At 55.9% G+C, this 14,347-nt stretch carries 17 protein-coding genes; 12 read left to right on the top strand and 5 right to left on the bottom strand.

Features of this window, described 5'->3' with window-relative positions; translation table 11 throughout:
- The first annotated feature begins 7 nt into the window (after positions 1-7).
- Together AC2FC2_RS01815 and AC2FC2_RS01810 are read left to right on the top strand one after the other, a co-directional pair.
- The gene (locus tag AC2FC2_RS01815; RefSeq protein WP_209632315.1) at positions 8-916 is read left to right on the top strand and encodes a LysR family transcriptional regulator; all 909 of its coding nucleotides are present in this window, start codon (positions 8-10) and stop codon (positions 914-916) included.
- A 38-nt stretch (positions 917-954) separates the two neighbouring features.
- Positions 955-1,335, top strand: coding sequence for a cell envelope integrity TolA C-terminal domain-containing protein (locus AC2FC2_RS01810; RefSeq protein ID WP_209632316.1), 381 nt, complete (start codon positions 955-957; stop codon positions 1,333-1,335).
- Between the two features lie 33 nt (positions 1,336-1,368).
- Here the strand turns inward: AC2FC2_RS01810 and nudI are convergent, their stop codons facing one another.
- Positions 1,369-1,794: a nucleoside triphosphatase NudI gene (nudI, locus tag AC2FC2_RS01805; protein ID WP_209632317.1), complete on the bottom strand. Its 426-nt coding sequence runs from the start codon at positions 1,792-1,794 to the stop codon at positions 1,369-1,371.
- Positions 1,795-2,004: 210 nt separating this feature from the next.
- On the opposite strand from nudI, the gene AC2FC2_RS01800 reads away from it, so the two are divergent.
- From AC2FC2_RS01800 to AC2FC2_RS01775, 6 genes are read left to right on the top strand one after another with little or no spacing between them, the layout of a single operon-like run.
- Positions 2,005-3,072 (top strand): fatty acid desaturase, encoded by a 1,068-nt coding sequence (locus AC2FC2_RS01800; protein WP_490658618.1) that lies wholly within the window; start codon positions 2,005-2,007, stop codon positions 3,070-3,072.
- Positions 3,073-3,101: 29 nt separating this feature from the next.
- Positions 3,102-4,034 carry a glycine betaine ABC transporter substrate-binding protein OsmF gene (osmF, locus tag AC2FC2_RS01795; RefSeq protein WP_209632319.1) on the top strand — a complete coding sequence of 311 codons (933 nt, stop codon included), beginning with the start codon at positions 3,102-3,104 and terminating at the stop codon, positions 4,032-4,034.
- 47 nt (positions 4,035-4,081) lie between these two features.
- Entirely contained in the window at positions 4,082-5,242 is a 1,161-nt protein-coding gene (locus tag AC2FC2_RS01790) for an ABC transporter permease (RefSeq protein WP_404760066.1), read from the top strand.
- Complete coding sequence (locus AC2FC2_RS01785) at positions 5,239-6,174, top strand: ABC transporter ATP-binding protein (protein ID WP_209632321.1); 936 nt, start codon at positions 5,239-5,241, stop codon at positions 6,172-6,174. Before AC2FC2_RS01790 ends, AC2FC2_RS01785 begins: the two co-directional genes overlap by 4 nt.
- Positions 6,171-6,947, top strand: coding sequence for an ABC transporter permease (locus tag AC2FC2_RS01780; RefSeq protein ID WP_404760065.1), 777 nt, complete (start codon positions 6,171-6,173; stop codon positions 6,945-6,947). The genes AC2FC2_RS01785 and AC2FC2_RS01780 overlap by 4 nt, the downstream gene beginning before the upstream one ends.
- An 11-nt stretch (positions 6,948-6,958) precedes the next feature.
- Positions 6,959-7,738, top strand: a complete 780-nt coding sequence (locus AC2FC2_RS01775) for a phosphate/phosphite/phosphonate ABC transporter substrate-binding protein (RefSeq protein ID WP_490658668.1) — start codon at positions 6,959-6,961, stop codon at positions 7,736-7,738.
- A 2-nt stretch (positions 7,739-7,740) separates the two neighbouring features.
- Here AC2FC2_RS01775 and AC2FC2_RS01770 read toward each other — a convergent pair whose 3' ends face one another.
- The gene (locus AC2FC2_RS01770; protein ID WP_490658617.1) at positions 7,741-8,469 is read right to left on the bottom strand and encodes an SDR family oxidoreductase; all 729 of its coding nucleotides are present in this window, start codon (positions 8,467-8,469) and stop codon (positions 7,741-7,743) included.
- Between the two features lie 129 nt (positions 8,470-8,598).
- Here AC2FC2_RS01770 and AC2FC2_RS01765 point away from each other — a divergent pair, with 129 nt between their 5' ends.
- The gene (locus AC2FC2_RS01765; RefSeq protein WP_265556320.1) at positions 8,599-9,510 is read left to right on the top strand and encodes a LysR family transcriptional regulator; all 912 of its coding nucleotides are present in this window, start codon (positions 8,599-8,601) and stop codon (positions 9,508-9,510) included.
- On the opposite strand, the gene AC2FC2_RS01760 is transcribed toward AC2FC2_RS01765, so the two are convergent.
- The 3 genes from AC2FC2_RS01760 to AC2FC2_RS01750 all read right to left on the bottom strand — a co-directional run bounded on the left by AC2FC2_RS01760 (position 9,498) and on the right by AC2FC2_RS01750 (position 11,518).
- On the bottom strand, positions 9,498-9,671 hold the full coding sequence (locus tag AC2FC2_RS01760; protein WP_404760063.1) for a hypothetical protein: 174 nt from the start codon (positions 9,669-9,671) through the stop codon (positions 9,498-9,500). The two genes, AC2FC2_RS01765 and AC2FC2_RS01760, sit on opposite strands and share 13 nt — an antisense overlap.
- Positions 9,672-9,773: 102 nt before the next feature.
- Positions 9,774-10,697 (bottom strand): drug/metabolite exporter YedA, encoded by a 924-nt coding sequence (yedA, locus tag AC2FC2_RS01755; RefSeq protein WP_209632325.1) that lies wholly within the window; start codon positions 10,695-10,697, stop codon positions 9,774-9,776.
- 167 nt (positions 10,698-10,864) lie between these two features.
- A complete protein-coding gene (locus AC2FC2_RS01750) occupies positions 10,865-11,518 on the bottom strand; it encodes a helix-turn-helix transcriptional regulator (protein ID WP_209632326.1) in 654 nt (217 codons plus the stop codon).
- Positions 11,519-11,622: 104 nt separating this feature from the next.
- Here AC2FC2_RS01750 and AC2FC2_RS01745 point away from each other — a divergent pair, with 104 nt between their 5' ends.
- The 3 genes from AC2FC2_RS01745 (at position 11,623) to AC2FC2_RS01735 (ending at position 14,312) form a co-directional block, all read left to right on the top strand.
- Positions 11,623-13,101 (top strand): MFS transporter, encoded by a 1,479-nt coding sequence (locus AC2FC2_RS01745; RefSeq protein WP_314586700.1) that lies wholly within the window; start codon positions 11,623-11,625, stop codon positions 13,099-13,101.
- A 120-nt stretch (positions 13,102-13,221) separates the two neighbouring features.
- Positions 13,222-13,791 carry a helix-turn-helix domain-containing protein gene (locus AC2FC2_RS01740; RefSeq protein ID WP_209632327.1) on the top strand — a complete coding sequence of 190 codons (570 nt, stop codon included), beginning with the start codon at positions 13,222-13,224 and terminating at the stop codon, positions 13,789-13,791.
- A 2-nt stretch (positions 13,792-13,793) separates the two neighbouring features.
- The gene (locus tag AC2FC2_RS01735) at positions 13,794-14,312 is read left to right on the top strand and encodes a GNAT family N-acetyltransferase (RefSeq protein WP_404760062.1); all 519 of its coding nucleotides are present in this window, start codon (positions 13,794-13,796) and stop codon (positions 14,310-14,312) included.
- Positions 14,313-14,347: the final 35 nt, after the last annotated feature.

Below are 14,347 nucleotides of genomic sequence, written 5' to 3'. Positions count from 1 at the left end.
GGAAGCGGTGAGATTAAACCTGGAAGCGTTACTGATTTTGGATGCACTTGACCGGCATGGTTCCTTTGCGGCAGCGGCAGCAGTGCTGTTCAAAACGCCGTCAGCGTTGAGCTACATGGTGCAAAAACTGGAGAACGATCTTGAGGTCACCTTGCTTGATCGTTCAGGCCATCGGGCAAAGTTTACCGATACCGGCAAACTGATGCTGGAAAAGGGACGGGTGCTGTTGCGTGCGGCGCAGGATTTGGAGCAACAGGCGCGTTATGTGGAAAACGGCTGGGAAAGCGAGATTACGCTCGGTATTGACGCGTCTTTTCCATTTGAACGTATGTTGCCGCTGATCGAGGAGTTTTATCAGCAGCACCACCATACGCGCCTGCGCTTTAGCCATGAAGTGCTGGCGGGGTCCTGGGAGTCGTTGGTTTATGGGTGCGCAGATATTATTGTTGGCGCGATTTGTGAACCCCCATCGCGCGTAGGCTATGCTTTTAGTCAACTGGGGAGATTGGATTACGTATTTGCCGTGGCGGCACAGCACCCGCTAGCGTTAATGGCAGAGCCTTTGCCGAAGGCTGAAATTCGTCAACACAGAGCCGTTGTGGTTCGTGATACTTCGCGCGTGAATGCGCCGCAGAATTTGAACATTCTTGAGGAGCAGGATCAGCTGACGGTCTTCGGTTTCGATGCCAAATTGCGGGCACAGCTTAGCGGCCTGGGTTGCGGCTATCTACCGCGATATCTGGCGGAACCCTACCTGAAAAGCGGTGAATTGGTAGCGAAACGCGTCGAATCTGAACACTGTAGCGACGTTTCTTATTTTGGCTGGCGTGAAAGTGCCACCGGCCTGGCGGTAAAATGGTGGCGTGAGCGCTTACAGCGATATGCCGATGCTGGGGGCGCATACCCGGAATACTGATTATTCACCTGTGGGTGACAGGACAAGGATGCAGAGACATGAAAACAGGGATGTGGCTATGGGTGGTGTTGCTGACGGGCTGTGGTGCCGATCAGGGCACCCGCACTGCCGGTGTCATGCTGGAAACACCGGCTGTTGCAACGTTATCGACATCTTCGCCCCGCAGCAGTTATCCGGAAAGGATGCGCGTTGCTATCACCCAGGAAATGCAGTTACCCGGCAAATATAAATCCCAAACCTGTTCGATCAGCCTCCATCTGTTGCCAGATGGCTCACTGAAAGATTTTAAGGTGCTGAGGGGTGACGACGCGCTTTGCGCAGCGGCCAGTCAGGCGGTGCAACGCGCCAAACTGCCGAAAATGGCCAATGAGACCGAGTATGCACTGTTCAACCTTGTGGTACTGGATTTTATGCCCTGATGCGGTGAGCAAAGTGCGCGCAGAAAAGCCGGGTTATAAAATGCCTTTTTGCGCAAACGTGATACGCGTGGCCTCATTGAGATCGAGCTCAGGTATCTTATCGGGGCTGACCCAGGCGATTGCCTGAAACTCTTCATTAAAGCTGATCTGCCGGTTGGCACTCACACAGTCGAAAATCAAATACAGCATGTAGATTTCCTCTGTTGTGCCATCTGAGTAGGTCTTGGTACGGACGTCATCCCTGAAGGTCCAGGGAGTAATCTGGGTGATATGCAGTGCTTCTCCCAGTTCTTCTTTTATCTCACGGCGGAGGGCCTGCTCGAGGGTCTCCCCTGGCTCCATACCGCCACCGGACAGTGCCCACTGACCGGGGAATACGCCCCGGTCGTCGGCCATTTTGCACAGTAAATACTCGCCCTTATTTTCTATAATTGGGCAGACGATGATCCGCTGACGCATGTCACCTCCTGATGTCACCATTTTTCATTAACTTATCAGATAGTGGCTTTTATTGAGCCATGATTCTTTCAGCAATGCCTGTGGGATCATGAAATTGCATTGAATGCGTAATAACGTGCTGATTTTTCACTTTGCTTTGCCGCTTTCGTTATTTTGAGCGTCCAGGCAGCTCGCTGATACTGAGCAAAATCTCATACAGCGAGCCCATGCATGTCCTCAGATAAACGTCATAGTCACTATTTGCATCCTGCCCAACGCGATTGGATCCAAAAGCTTAATCAGCGCTGGTTTTGGCGTTTGGAACTGCCAACCTGGGGGATTATGGCGGCGGTTTACGGCGGCTGGTTTGGCGTCGTGCAATACTGGCAGACAATGGGCCCCTGGCTTGGCACGCCGTTGCTGATTTTGCTGACAACCTGGTATATGTCGCTACAGCATGAGCTTATTCACGGTCATCCGACGCGCTGGCCGCGGCTCAATCAGCTTTTCGGCTTGCTGCCACTGGCGGTATGGTATCCCTATGGTCTGTATCGTGATTCGCATATTCAGCATCACCGTAATGAACATCTCACCGATCCACATGAAGATCCTGAAAGCTATTACGTTAGCCAAGCGCAATGGCAACGCTACCCACGGATTTTTCCGCTGTTGGCCAAGGTGCGTAATACGCTGGTCGGGCGCATTGTGCTTGGCCCTGCGCTGGACATTGCGGCTACCGGAATCACGGCGATAAAAACGATCGCTGCCGGTGAAATGCGCACATTGGTGATGTGGTTGGTGCATCTGTTATTGCTGGTGGCGGTATTGGGGTGGTTGCAACAGCATGGCATTGGCACGGTATTTTACTTGGTGGCGATCAGCTACCCGGCGCTGGCGATGACCAAGGTGAGATCATTTTTTGAACATCGCGCCGTGGACGCACCGCAGGCACGTTCTATTATTAATGAGGCGGCTTGGCCGTGGCGGCTGCTGTTTCTCAATCTGAACTATCATTTAGTTCACCATGATCTCCCCGGCTTACCGTGGTACGGTTTAAGGCAGGTGTATTTGGCGGAGCGCAGTGCATACCAGCAGCGTAGCCAAGGGTTTGTGGTTCAGGGCTATGGTCAGTGGGTGAGTGACTACGCGTTCACCCCGATCGACGTTGAAGTGCATCCGTTTTCCGTTGGCGAGCCGCTAAGGGAATCCCAGGGCGAAAACCTTGTTTGGTCGACGGAGACATTTATTGTGCGATGGACGCGCGTTTCTCAAGATTTTCCAATCGATCTGGCCAAATAGCCGGACACTACACAACAAGAGGAAAAAGTATGGCAATCACTCCATCACGTGGTCGTGTCTTTGCGCTGGCGCTGAGTTTGCTCGCGGCGAGCGTCGGTGTGGCGCAAGCGGCCGATACGGTACGCGTCGGCTCTAAAATTGATACCGAAGGCTCATTGCTCGGGAACATCATCGTACAGGTGCTGGAATCTAACGGCATCAAAACCACCAATAAGTTGCAGCTTGGCACCACCAAAGTGCTGCGCGGGGCGATCACCTCCGGCGAAATTGACGTTTACCCGGAATACACCGGCAACGGTGCGTTTTTCTTTTCTGATGAAAAAGACCCTGCATGGAAAAATGCTCAGGCCGGGTTTGAAAAAGTGAAAAAGCTGGATTATGACAAGAACAAAATTGTCTGGTTGGACGCCGCCCCGGCCAACAACACCTGGACCATTGCTATCCGTCAGGACGTGGCGGATGCCAACCATCTGAAAACGCTTGCCGATCTGGGCAAGTGGATCAACGGAGGGGGCAAGTTCAAACTGGCGGCGTCGGCGGAATTTATCGAACGCCCAGATGCTTTGCCGGCATTCCAAAGTGCCTATGGCTTTACGCTGAATCAGGATCAGTTGCTGTCGCTGGCCGGGGGGGACACGGCGGTGACCATCAAGGCTGCGGCGGAACAGACATCCGGTGTGAACGCGGCCATGGCCTACGGGACCGACGGCCCGGTGGCGGCGCTGGGGCTGCAAACGCTGGATGATCCAAAGGGTGTGCAGCCGATTTACGCGCCAGCACCGATTATTCGCGAAGCCACGCTAAAACAGCATGCCAACATCGCTGAATTACTGAAACCGGTATTTGCTTCACTGGATGGCCCGACGCTGCAAAAGCTCAATGCACAGATCGCGGTGGAAGGTCAGGACGCCAAACAGGTGGCTGCGGCTTACCTGAAAGAGAAAGGGTTGGTGAAGGGGTAACACCACTGGCCCCCAGTTGGGGGCCAACATGGAGCCGGAGAGTTTCTTTGATTATTGCCGTAAAAAACCGTGTATTACTGACGCTGCTTATTCTGTTACTGCTGGCTGCATTTGGCCTGCCGTTTCTCAGTTATGCCCCCAATCGCCTGTTATCGGGCAAGAGCATTTCCCTGATTTCCCTGTTGCACGGCCCCGCGTTGTGGCTGCTGGCACCCATGTTGGTATTGGCCATACTCAGCCTGTTGGCCCCACGGAGGCGTCATGCGCTGCTGACTGCGTTGTCGGCTTCGGCATTGCTGGCGCTCACCTTTTGGCTAAGCGGCCATGCAGCTCAGCAATTGGCATTGGATGGCTCAAGGCTGGCCCGCACCTCCTGGGGAAGCGGTTGTTGGCTGATACTGGCACTAAGTCTATTGATTGCCGCCGATGCCGTGAGCCGCATAACCGCTTCGCACGTGTGGCGCATGTTCGGCAATCTGATGGTGATGTTACCGACGCTGTTGCTGCTGTTTAATCACCAGTTGGATCAGCTTTCACTGTTGAAAGAGTACTACAACCGGCAGGACGTGTTTGATGCAGCGCTGTTGCAGCACCTGACGATCCTGTTGGCGACGCTGGTGCCGACGCTGTTAATTGGCTTGCCGCTCGGGGTGCTGTGTTTTCGCTCCGCACGTTGGCAGACACCGATATTCTCCACGCTGAATATTATTCAGACCGTACCCTCGATTGCTTTGTTTGGCCTGTTGATCGCGCCCTTGGCCGGTTTGGCGAAGGCATTGCCCTGGTTGGCAGAGCATGGCGTCAGTGGCATTGGTATGGCTCCGGCCATTGTTGCGTTGGTGCTGTATGCCCTGTTGCCGTTGGTACGCAGCGTCGTGGCGGGGTTGCAAAGTGTGCCGGCCAGCGTGATCGAATCTGCCAGTGGCATGGGGATGACGCGTAGTCAGGTGTTTTTCCGCGTACAGCTGCCGCTGGCATTGCCGCTGTTCCTGACCGGTGTGCGTATTCTTGCGGTACAAACCGTTGGCATGGCGGTCGTGGCGGCACTGATTGGCGCCGGAGGCTTTGGTGCCATTGTCTTCCAGGGGCTGCTCAGCAGCGCACTGGATCTGGTGTTGCTGGGGGTCATTCCGGTGATCGTGATGGCGGTTATCGTCGATTCACTGTTTAAGTTCATGGTTTCAATTTTGGAAGTGTCACGCCGATGATTCAGTTTAATCAGGTCAGCAAGATTTTTCAGGGCAAGCCCGCGGTGGACGATCTGACGCTACAGATTGCCAAGGGTGAATTTACCGTATTGATCGGCACCTCTGGCTCAGGCAAGTCCACAACGTTGAAAATGATCAACCGACTGATCGAACACGACCAGGGGAAAATCTACTTTGCCGGTGAAGAGATCCAGAGATTCAAACCGCAGGATCTGCGCCGCCGGATGGGGTATGCGATCCAGTCGATCGGCCTGTTTCCGCACTGGACGGTGGAGGAGAATATCGCCACTGTGCCACAGCTGCTGAAATGGCCACGGGCACGTATTCGCGATAGGGTGACGGAATTACTGGAGCTGTTGCATTTGGAACCGGATGTGTTCCGTCATCGTTACCCGCACCAGCTTTCCGGCGGGCAGCAGCAACGGGTAGGCGTGGCGCGCGCATTGGCTGCCGATCCCGAGGTGTTGCTGATGGATGAACCCTTTGGCGCACTCGATCCGGTGACGCGTGCGGCGTTGCAAACGGAGATCGCGCGTATTCATCATCTCTCCGGACGTACCATTGTACTGGTGACGCACGACATTGACGAAGCACTGGCACTGGCGGACCGTATTGTGTTGCTCGATCAGGGCCGCATCGTACAGCAGGGCACGCCGCTGGCGTTATTGACGGCCCCGGCCAACGATTTTGTCCGCGATTTCTTTGGCCGCAGCGATCGCGGTATCAAACTGCTGTCGTTGGGCACCGTGGCTGAGCGGGTACGCCCTGGTCATGCTGAAGGGGACCCTATCGCTGCCGCTATGAGCCTGCGTGAAGCGCTGTCAGTGTTTGTGGCACGTGGCACGGAATGTTTACCGGTGATGGGTGAACAAGGTGAGGCGCTTGGCGTGCTGCATTTCAGCGATCTGATTACCCAAAAGGCGCTGTCATGAGTGTGCCTCAAGCCCTGCGCTGGCTGCGCGATCCGCTGCCCTGGACCTTTGCCCTGTTGCTGGCATTGGTGTTTGGCATGAATCATTTGCATGGCCTGTTTGCCGCCTGGTTTCCCGATCTGGATCGGCCAGTGTATCAGCAGGACAGTTTTATCTCGCTGGTATGGGCGCATCTGCTGCTGGTAGCGGTTTCCAGCCTGATTGCGGTCGTAATTGGCGTGGCGGCCGGGATTGGGGTGACGCGGCGTGCCGGTAAAGAGTTCCGTTCGCTGGTGGAAACCGTCGTGGCGGTGGGACAGACTTTTCCGCCGGTTGCGGTGTTGGCGGTTGCGGTACCGGTGATGGGGTTTAGCGAACAGCCGGCAATTATCGCGCTGGTCCTCTACGGTTTGTTGCCCATCCTACAGGGCACGCTGGCGGGTATTGAATCAGTGCCCAGAGCCACCCGTGAGATTGCGCAAGGGGTGGGGATGAATGCTCGGCAGATCCTGTGGCGCGTCGAACTGCCGCTGGCGGCGCCGGTGATTGTTGCCGGTATCCGCACCTCGGTAATCATTAATATTGGCACGGCGGCGATCGCCTCCACGGTCGGCACAAAAACACTCGGCTCGCCGATTATCATTGGCCTTAGCGGCTTTAATACCGCCTATGTGATCCAGGGAGCCGTGGTCGTCGCCCTATTGGCGATCATCACCGACATGCTGTTTGAGCGCTGGGTGTGCCATCTCACTGCCTGGCGTCAGCAGACGCTAATGGCCTCTTCTGCGGAATAAGGGGAAACATGATGCAGGTATCCTTACCCATGTACGGCGTCACTCATCACATGGCTGAGTCTTTCTGGCACGTGCTGCGCGGAAAATTGTTGAAACTGGGGTTGCCGCAAGCGCCGGAACAGCTTATTTGGCCACAAGACCTGGCGCAGCACTGGCAGCGGGATGACTTATTGCTTAGCCAAACCTGCGGTTATCCGCTGGTCAGCAGCCTGCCGCAGGTTCAGTTGATTGGGACTTATCACTACCGTGTTGAGGGTTGCGAAGGGCCAGATTACAGCAGTTGGTTAGTGGTGCGTGAGGATGAGCCCGGCGACCGGCTGGCGGACTTTCGTGGCCGGATCGCCGCCTATAACAGCACTGACTCTCAATCAGGTCATAACAGCCTGCGGGCACTGATCGCACCATTGGCACAGGAGGGAAAATTCTTCCGCGCCGCCGTGGCGTCCGGTGCACATTACCAGTCAATAGCGTTGATCAAAGCGGGGCAGGCGGATATTGCCGCCGTTGATTGTGTCAGCCTGGAACTGCTGAAGCGGGCACAGCCGCAGGCGCTGGCAGGGTTGAAAATTATTGGACGAACCGCCACCGTGCCGGGGTTGCCGCTCATTACCTCAGCACGAACGCCAGCGGCACAGCTGGAAATACTGCGTGCCGGTGCGAGGGCGATGGTGGGCGAGGCGGTCAGCGACGGCCTGTTGATCGGTGATTTTAGCGTGGTACCGCGTTCGGCATACCAAAAAATCACGGAACTGGAACAACAGGCCGCAGCGCTTGGGGTGAAGGCGCTGTAAGCTTACAGCAGCCCTCCGCCGTCAATATCGATCACGCTGCCGGTGATAAAGCCGTTTTCTATCGCCAGCAAATAGCCGGCGGCCACATCTGCTGCCTGGCCAACACGCCCGACGGGTAACCCTGAACCCGCTTTGGCAAACATCGCCTGGCGCTGCTCGGCATTCAAGCTGTCGTAGGCTTCTGTGGCGGTAACGCCCGGGCTGACCACGTTGACCCGCCGCGGTGCCAACTCTTTCGCCAACTGCTTGCCAATCGCCTCCAATGCCGCGTTGATGCCGGTTTTTATTAACTGACCGCTGAGGTATTTCCGTGAAAGTTGGCCGGACGTTAGGGTGATGGAGCCTCGTGGTGACAGGGTGGGTAATGCGGCTTTAATGGCGCGCAGTGCGCCCCACAGTTTGACATCGAAGTTGGCCTGCGCCTCGCTGAAATCGGTATCTGCCAATAGTCTGGCTTGCACAACCGGTCCGGCGGTGAAGACCAGATGATCGAACTCACCGACTTCAGCGAACAGTGCGCGCAGTGAGTTTTCATCGGTCACATCTGCCTGCATGACGCGCAGGTTGTCGTCTGCCGGCTGGTATTGTTGCATGCTACCGGTACGACGTGATGCCAATACGACACTGGCACCCTGAACCAGGGCGGCATAGGCTACCGCTGCGCCGATGCCGCTATTACCCCCCAAGATCACCAGTTTTTGTCGGTTCAGGGAAGAAGAAAGGAAAGTCATGATAGTGCCTCAATTTCGGTTAATTTCAGTGTTATCTATCATTAACCATTGAAAATCCGCGAACAATTGGCCTAAATGGCAAATACTTGTAAATTAATTTTAATAATTGGCGTGGTACAGGAATAACCCATGACATCTTTTATCGACCTTGAGGTGTTTGTCCGTACGGTGGAAGGCGGGAGTTTTTCTGCAGCAGCCCGTACGCTGGATATTACGCCAGCGGCGGCCAGCGTCGCGATAAAAAGGCTGGAGCAGCGGTTGGGGGCCCGGCTGCTGGTGCGCTCTACACGTAGTTTGCGCCTGACGGAAGAAGGGCTGCGGTATCTCGACAGTGCCCGCCTGGCGCTAGGAGCACTGGCGGAGGGTGAACAGGCGATACGTGAGAAACATCAGGGACTTTCTGGTGTGTTGCAAATTTCCGCTCCCTCAGATTTTGGTCGCAACTTGTTGCTGGGCTGGCTCGACGAGTTCAAACAACAACATCCGCATATTCAACTGCAATTGCTGATTAACGATCGCCATGCAGATTTATTTCGTGAACCGGTGGATATTGCTTTGCGCTTCGGTCAATTGGCGGACTCTTCGCTGGTGGCGTTGCCGATCCTGCCGCAGCACCGTCGCCTGATTTGCGCCAGCCCCGATTATCTGCAACAGCATGGTGCACCACAAACACCTGCCGAACTCGCTCAGCACAGCATCCTGATCTATCAACCCAGTGGACGTAGGCAGGCCCAATGGCGTTTGTGGCGAGGCGATGAGCTGGTGGAGGTGGCGCTGAGTGGGCGTTATTTTACGGATGACGGTGAGATCGCGCGCCGTTGGGCACTGGCAGGACATGGCATCGTCCGTAAGTCAGCCATCGATGTGGTGGCCGATATTCAGGCCGGACGGTTAATCCCTGTGCTGCCGGAATGGCAAAGCGACGCGGTGCCCATCAGCCTGGTTTGCCCACACCGTTCACAGGTATCGGAGCGCGTCAGGCTGCTACAGCGCTTTTTACAACAGCGTTGCCAGGGCTGGATGGCGCATTACTTGGCTTGAATATTCTCTGTCGTCGTCGTGGCAGTGGCTTCACTGGACGCGGGGGCTTCTTCTTGTGGCGTAGTAGAGCGGGTGTACATATTCAGCCCAGCCAGGAATACGCCGCCGAGTGAGCCAAAGGCGCACAGAAAGATAACGATAATGAACGATTTTTTCAGCATTGGGATGATTTCGCAGGTTGCTCGGAACAGCGGGAATTATAGTCTCTTCAACGGGCGAAACAAGAATCGTTTTAAATGGCGGCCCGCAGACCGCCCTTTTGGTCACTCTTTGATGCTGCCGACAGGTTGAATTTTGACCGGGCGCGCAAACAGGAATTTGCCCAAGGTCACCAGCACCACCGCCGCGACAATAATCACCAGTGCGACCCATTCACGCGGTGCCAGTGATTCGCCGGCGAAGCCGATACCAAGCAGCACGGCCACTACCGGATTGACGTAGGCATAACTGGTCGCAACTGCCGGGCGCACGTTTTTCAGCAAAAACATATAGGCGCTGATCGCCAGCATTGAACCAAAGACAATCAGGTAGCCTAGTGCGAAGAAGCCTTTGGCGCTGGGCATCTGCGTAAGGTGTTCGCCACTCAGCTGGCTAACGACCAATAGCACTACGCCTGCGACCAGCATTTCTGCGGCTCCGGCCATTGGTCCAGCCGGTAACGAAATACGCGAACCGAGCACAGAGCCAAAGGCCCAACTGGCGGACGCCAGCAGGATCAACAGTGCACCTGTTGGGTTGCCAACCAGGTTATTGCCGGTATTGAGTAGCACGATCCCAACGAGCCCCAGCCCGATGCCTGCCCACTCCAGTTTGGTATTACGCATGCCCCAAAACAGACTAAAGCACAGCGTGAACAGGGGAACGGTTGCCACCATCACGGCGGCGATACCGGAAGGTACGTGTTGATGCTCTGCCACAGTCACCAGGCCATTACCCACCGCCAGGAGCAAAATACCGATGGTGCCCGCGGCCAACCATTGCTTTGGGGTGGGCAGCGCGTGGCCGCGCAGCGCCAAAAAGCTGAAGAGCACAATGCCGGCGACCAGGAAGCGAATGCCCGCCATCATCAACGGCGGCCAGCTTTCTACACCCAGGCGAATCACGAAGTAGGTCGAACCCCAGACAATATATAACGTGAACAGCGCCCCGATTAACGGCAGGACGTTACGGCTATTTTGGCTCAGCATGGATTTTTATTCTGTAGGGAAAGTTATTATTAGAACGCTCAGTAAACCCGATCGGGCAGAGGATAAGCAACGCTTTTCCGTACTTTTTAATGGAATGAGAGGCTGGTGAATCCGGGATGATTCACCGGACGACACCAGCCAGTACGCGGCTTGATTCCGCGTGCCAGTTACAGCAACGAAATACGATAAGCACAACGGCGTGCGCCGGCCAGAATGTGTTCGGAACGTTCAACCTGTGCCTGCAGCACTTCGGTGAAAATGCTCAGCTCTGCACGACAGAACCCTTGGCAAACCGTGGCGGCAGCGCAAATAGGGCAATGGTTTTCCACCAGCAGAAAGGAACCGTCCTCCTGTGCGCGCCATTCGGCCATATAGCCCTCACGAGAACGGATTGCGGTCAGGCGTTCAATGCGTTCCTGTAAATCGGCCGCGCCGATCATCGCCTGCTTGTAGTTAATGCGCGTTTCTTGTTCCCGCGTGTCGATCAAAAGTTCGATCGCCTGTTCGCCCAATTTGTCGCGTACGGTACGCAGCAGTTGGACGGTCAGTTCGGAATGGGTATCCGGAAAGCGCGCATTGCCTGCGGCAGTCAGGTGCCAAAGTTGCACCGGACGGCCGACGCCACGGGTTTCCGCAACGGCCTCCACCAACCCCTCTTTTGCCAGTTTAACGAACTGCTGGCGTGCTGCCTCGCCGGTTGTGCCAAGGACCTTTCCTGCATCAGACGCTTGCTGTGGGCCGCGGGTTTTTAGAAGTGTCAGCAAACGGTCACTGACCGATTGTGCGGAACCACCGCTATTTTCCAAGTTTATTCTTGACATATTTCTCCGCCTCGCCCTACCATTATTCCAAGTTAACTCTTGTTAAATTTAACGCAATATCACTATTAACTCAATGCCATTCCTCTGAAAACAGGACGACAACCGTGATAACCCATGATGATAGCCGCTGGGCCGATCTCTTTTCCGGCAAAAATGGTGCCAGTGCGATCGCGCTCTCACTCGGCGTAGCGCTGCATGCAATCAATATTCTGGTCGCCACCACCATTCTGCCCTCGGTGGTGCAGGACATCGGTGGTCTGAACCTGTATGCCTGGAACACCACGTTGTTTGTGGTGGCGTCTATTCTGGGGTCGGCATTATCGGCACGATTACTCAGTGGCTATGGTGCGCGCAGTGCCTATCTGGTGGCGTCGCTGTTCTTTATCGCCGGGGCGATGTTATGCGCACTGGCACCCTCGATGCCGATAATGCTCATAGGCCGAACCGTGCAGGGTTTCGGTGGCGGGCTGATTTTCGCGCTTTCGTACGCCATGATCAATCTGGTGTTTGAGCAAAAGCTGTGGCCGCGCGCAATGGCGCTGATTTCCGCGATGTGGGGTATCGCAACCCTGGTCGGACCGGCCGTAGGGGGCATTTTTGCCGAGCTAAACGCCTGGCGATGGGCCTTTGGCATTCTGTTGCCGATCATGGTGTTGTACGCCGGGTTTACCTTCCTGATCCTGCCGAAAGGCAAGCCACAACAGCAGGCGGCGCCGTTGCCGGTAGCCCAGTTATTGTTGCTGGCGACTGCGGTGTTGGTGGTTTCCGCCGGTAGCCTGGCAGATAGCGCGTGGATCAATCTGGGCGGTATTGCGTTGGCCGTGTTGATGATGGCCTGGCTGATACAGCGTGAAGCGCACTCCCAGGCTCGTCTGTTGCCACAGGGCGCTTTACGTCGTGGATCCTCCTTGGCCTCGCTGTATATCACCGTCTCTTTGCTGGTGGTGGGCATGACCAGTGAAATCTTCGTGCCTTATTTCCTGCAAACGCTGCATGGCCAGTCGCCGCTGATTTCTGGCTATATTGCCGCAACCATGGCGGCAGGCTGGACACTTTCAGAGATCCTCAGTTCCGGTTGGCGTAGTGCGGGTATCCGCCGGGCAATCATCAGCGGGCCAGTGTTTGTCCTGGTCGGTTTGCTGGCGTTGGCCGTGCTGATGCCGACGCCTTCTGGCGGCCATTGGGTAGCGCTGACGCCAATTGTGATTGCCCTGACGTTGGTGGGGTTTGGCATCGGGTTTGGTTGGCCGCACCTGCTGACGCGAATTCTGCAGGTCTCGCCTGAGGCGGACAAAGATATTGCCGGGGCGTCGATCACCACGGTGCAACTGTTTGCGACCGCGTTTGGTGCCGCCTTGGCGGGGATGATTGCCAACCTGGCGGGGCTGAATGTGCCGGGTGGCGCGCCGGGGGCAGCTTCCGCAGCGCGTTGGCTGTTCCTGCTGTTCGCCTTGGCACCGTTGCTGGCGGTATTTAGCGCCTGGCGCTGTGCGGCGATTACACCGCCGTCCGCTGCAGAAGCGTCTGTGGAATCAGACCCGTTATCCGCGGAATGCCCGGCGATACCCCGTAACAGTGCGTAAGTGTTGCTGACAGTCTGCTGATTCTCGCGTTTTTGTTCGGCCAGTATAAAACGTGATTGACTAATCCCGTATTTGAGATTATTTCTCTTATATGGGATTTTTTGTATCAGAGACGCAATAATGGATAACGGATTGGAAAGTGCCGATCTCCGGCTGGCACAACGGCTGTCTGATTTACGCCAACAGCAGGGCTGGTCACTGGAAGAACTGGCACAACAAACCGGTATTAGCCGGGCGACGCTGTCGCGTGTGGAACGTGCAGAAACCAGCCCGACGGCCTCGTTGCTCAATAAGCTGTGTTCGGCGTATGGATTGACCATGTCACGGTTGCTCAGTGAGGTTGAGGACGAGCCGCCGGAGTTACTGCACCGCGAAGCGCAAACGGTGTGGGTTGACCCGGCCAGCGGTTTTCATCGTCGCTCGGTATCCCCGCCCGCCGCGTTGTACAAGGCTGAATTTGTCGAGTGCCGGCTTGAGGCCGGCGCGGTAATTGCCTATGACGGGCCATCGATACATGCACTCGAGCACCATTTGTGGCTGCTGGAAGGCCAACTCGAACTGACGTTAGAAACGCGCACTTTCCTGCTTAAGCCGGGCGATTGTCTGCGTTATCGGCTGTTTGGCGCGTCAAAATTTCATGCACCCGGCCCCGAGCCGGCCCATTACACCCTCGTTATCTGCAGGCCTTAATCATGATTGAGATACAGCAACTGAATGCCGATGCAGCACAAAGCGCAATTCCCGAACTGGCGGCCATGCTGCAAGCCAGTGTGTCTCAGGGGGCGAGCATTGGTTTTATCATGCCGTTCAGCCTTGAACAGGCGCAGGCGTTCTGGTGTCGCCTGTTGCCGGCGATTGAGCTTGGGGAAAGGGTGTTATTGGTGGCCCGTGATGCCGGGCGCGTTGTCGGCACGGTGCAGTTGCTGTTGGATATGCCTGACAATGGCCGTCACCGCGCAGAGGTGGTGAAACTGATGGTGCATCCGGATGCCCGTCGTCAGGGCATTGCCCGTAATCTGATGCTGCAAGTGCAGCAAAAAGCGATTGAGCTTCAGCGGCACTTATTGGTGCTCGATACCCTGACCGGCGATACAGCAGAGGGCATGTATCGCCAGTTGGGGTTTCAACTGGCGGGCAGCATTCCGCAATACGCCCGTGCCAGCAAGGGGAATGCGTTAGAGGCCACCAGTTATATGTATAAATTACTTTGAGTAGACCCGTCGTCTTTTAAGCGTTGTCACCGCAG

The organism is Serratia sp. CoH_122_TC_1, from assembly GCF_058191755.1.
The sequence above is the reverse complement of the archived record's forward strand: the minus strand, read 5'-3'. Positions and strand labels throughout refer to the sequence as shown.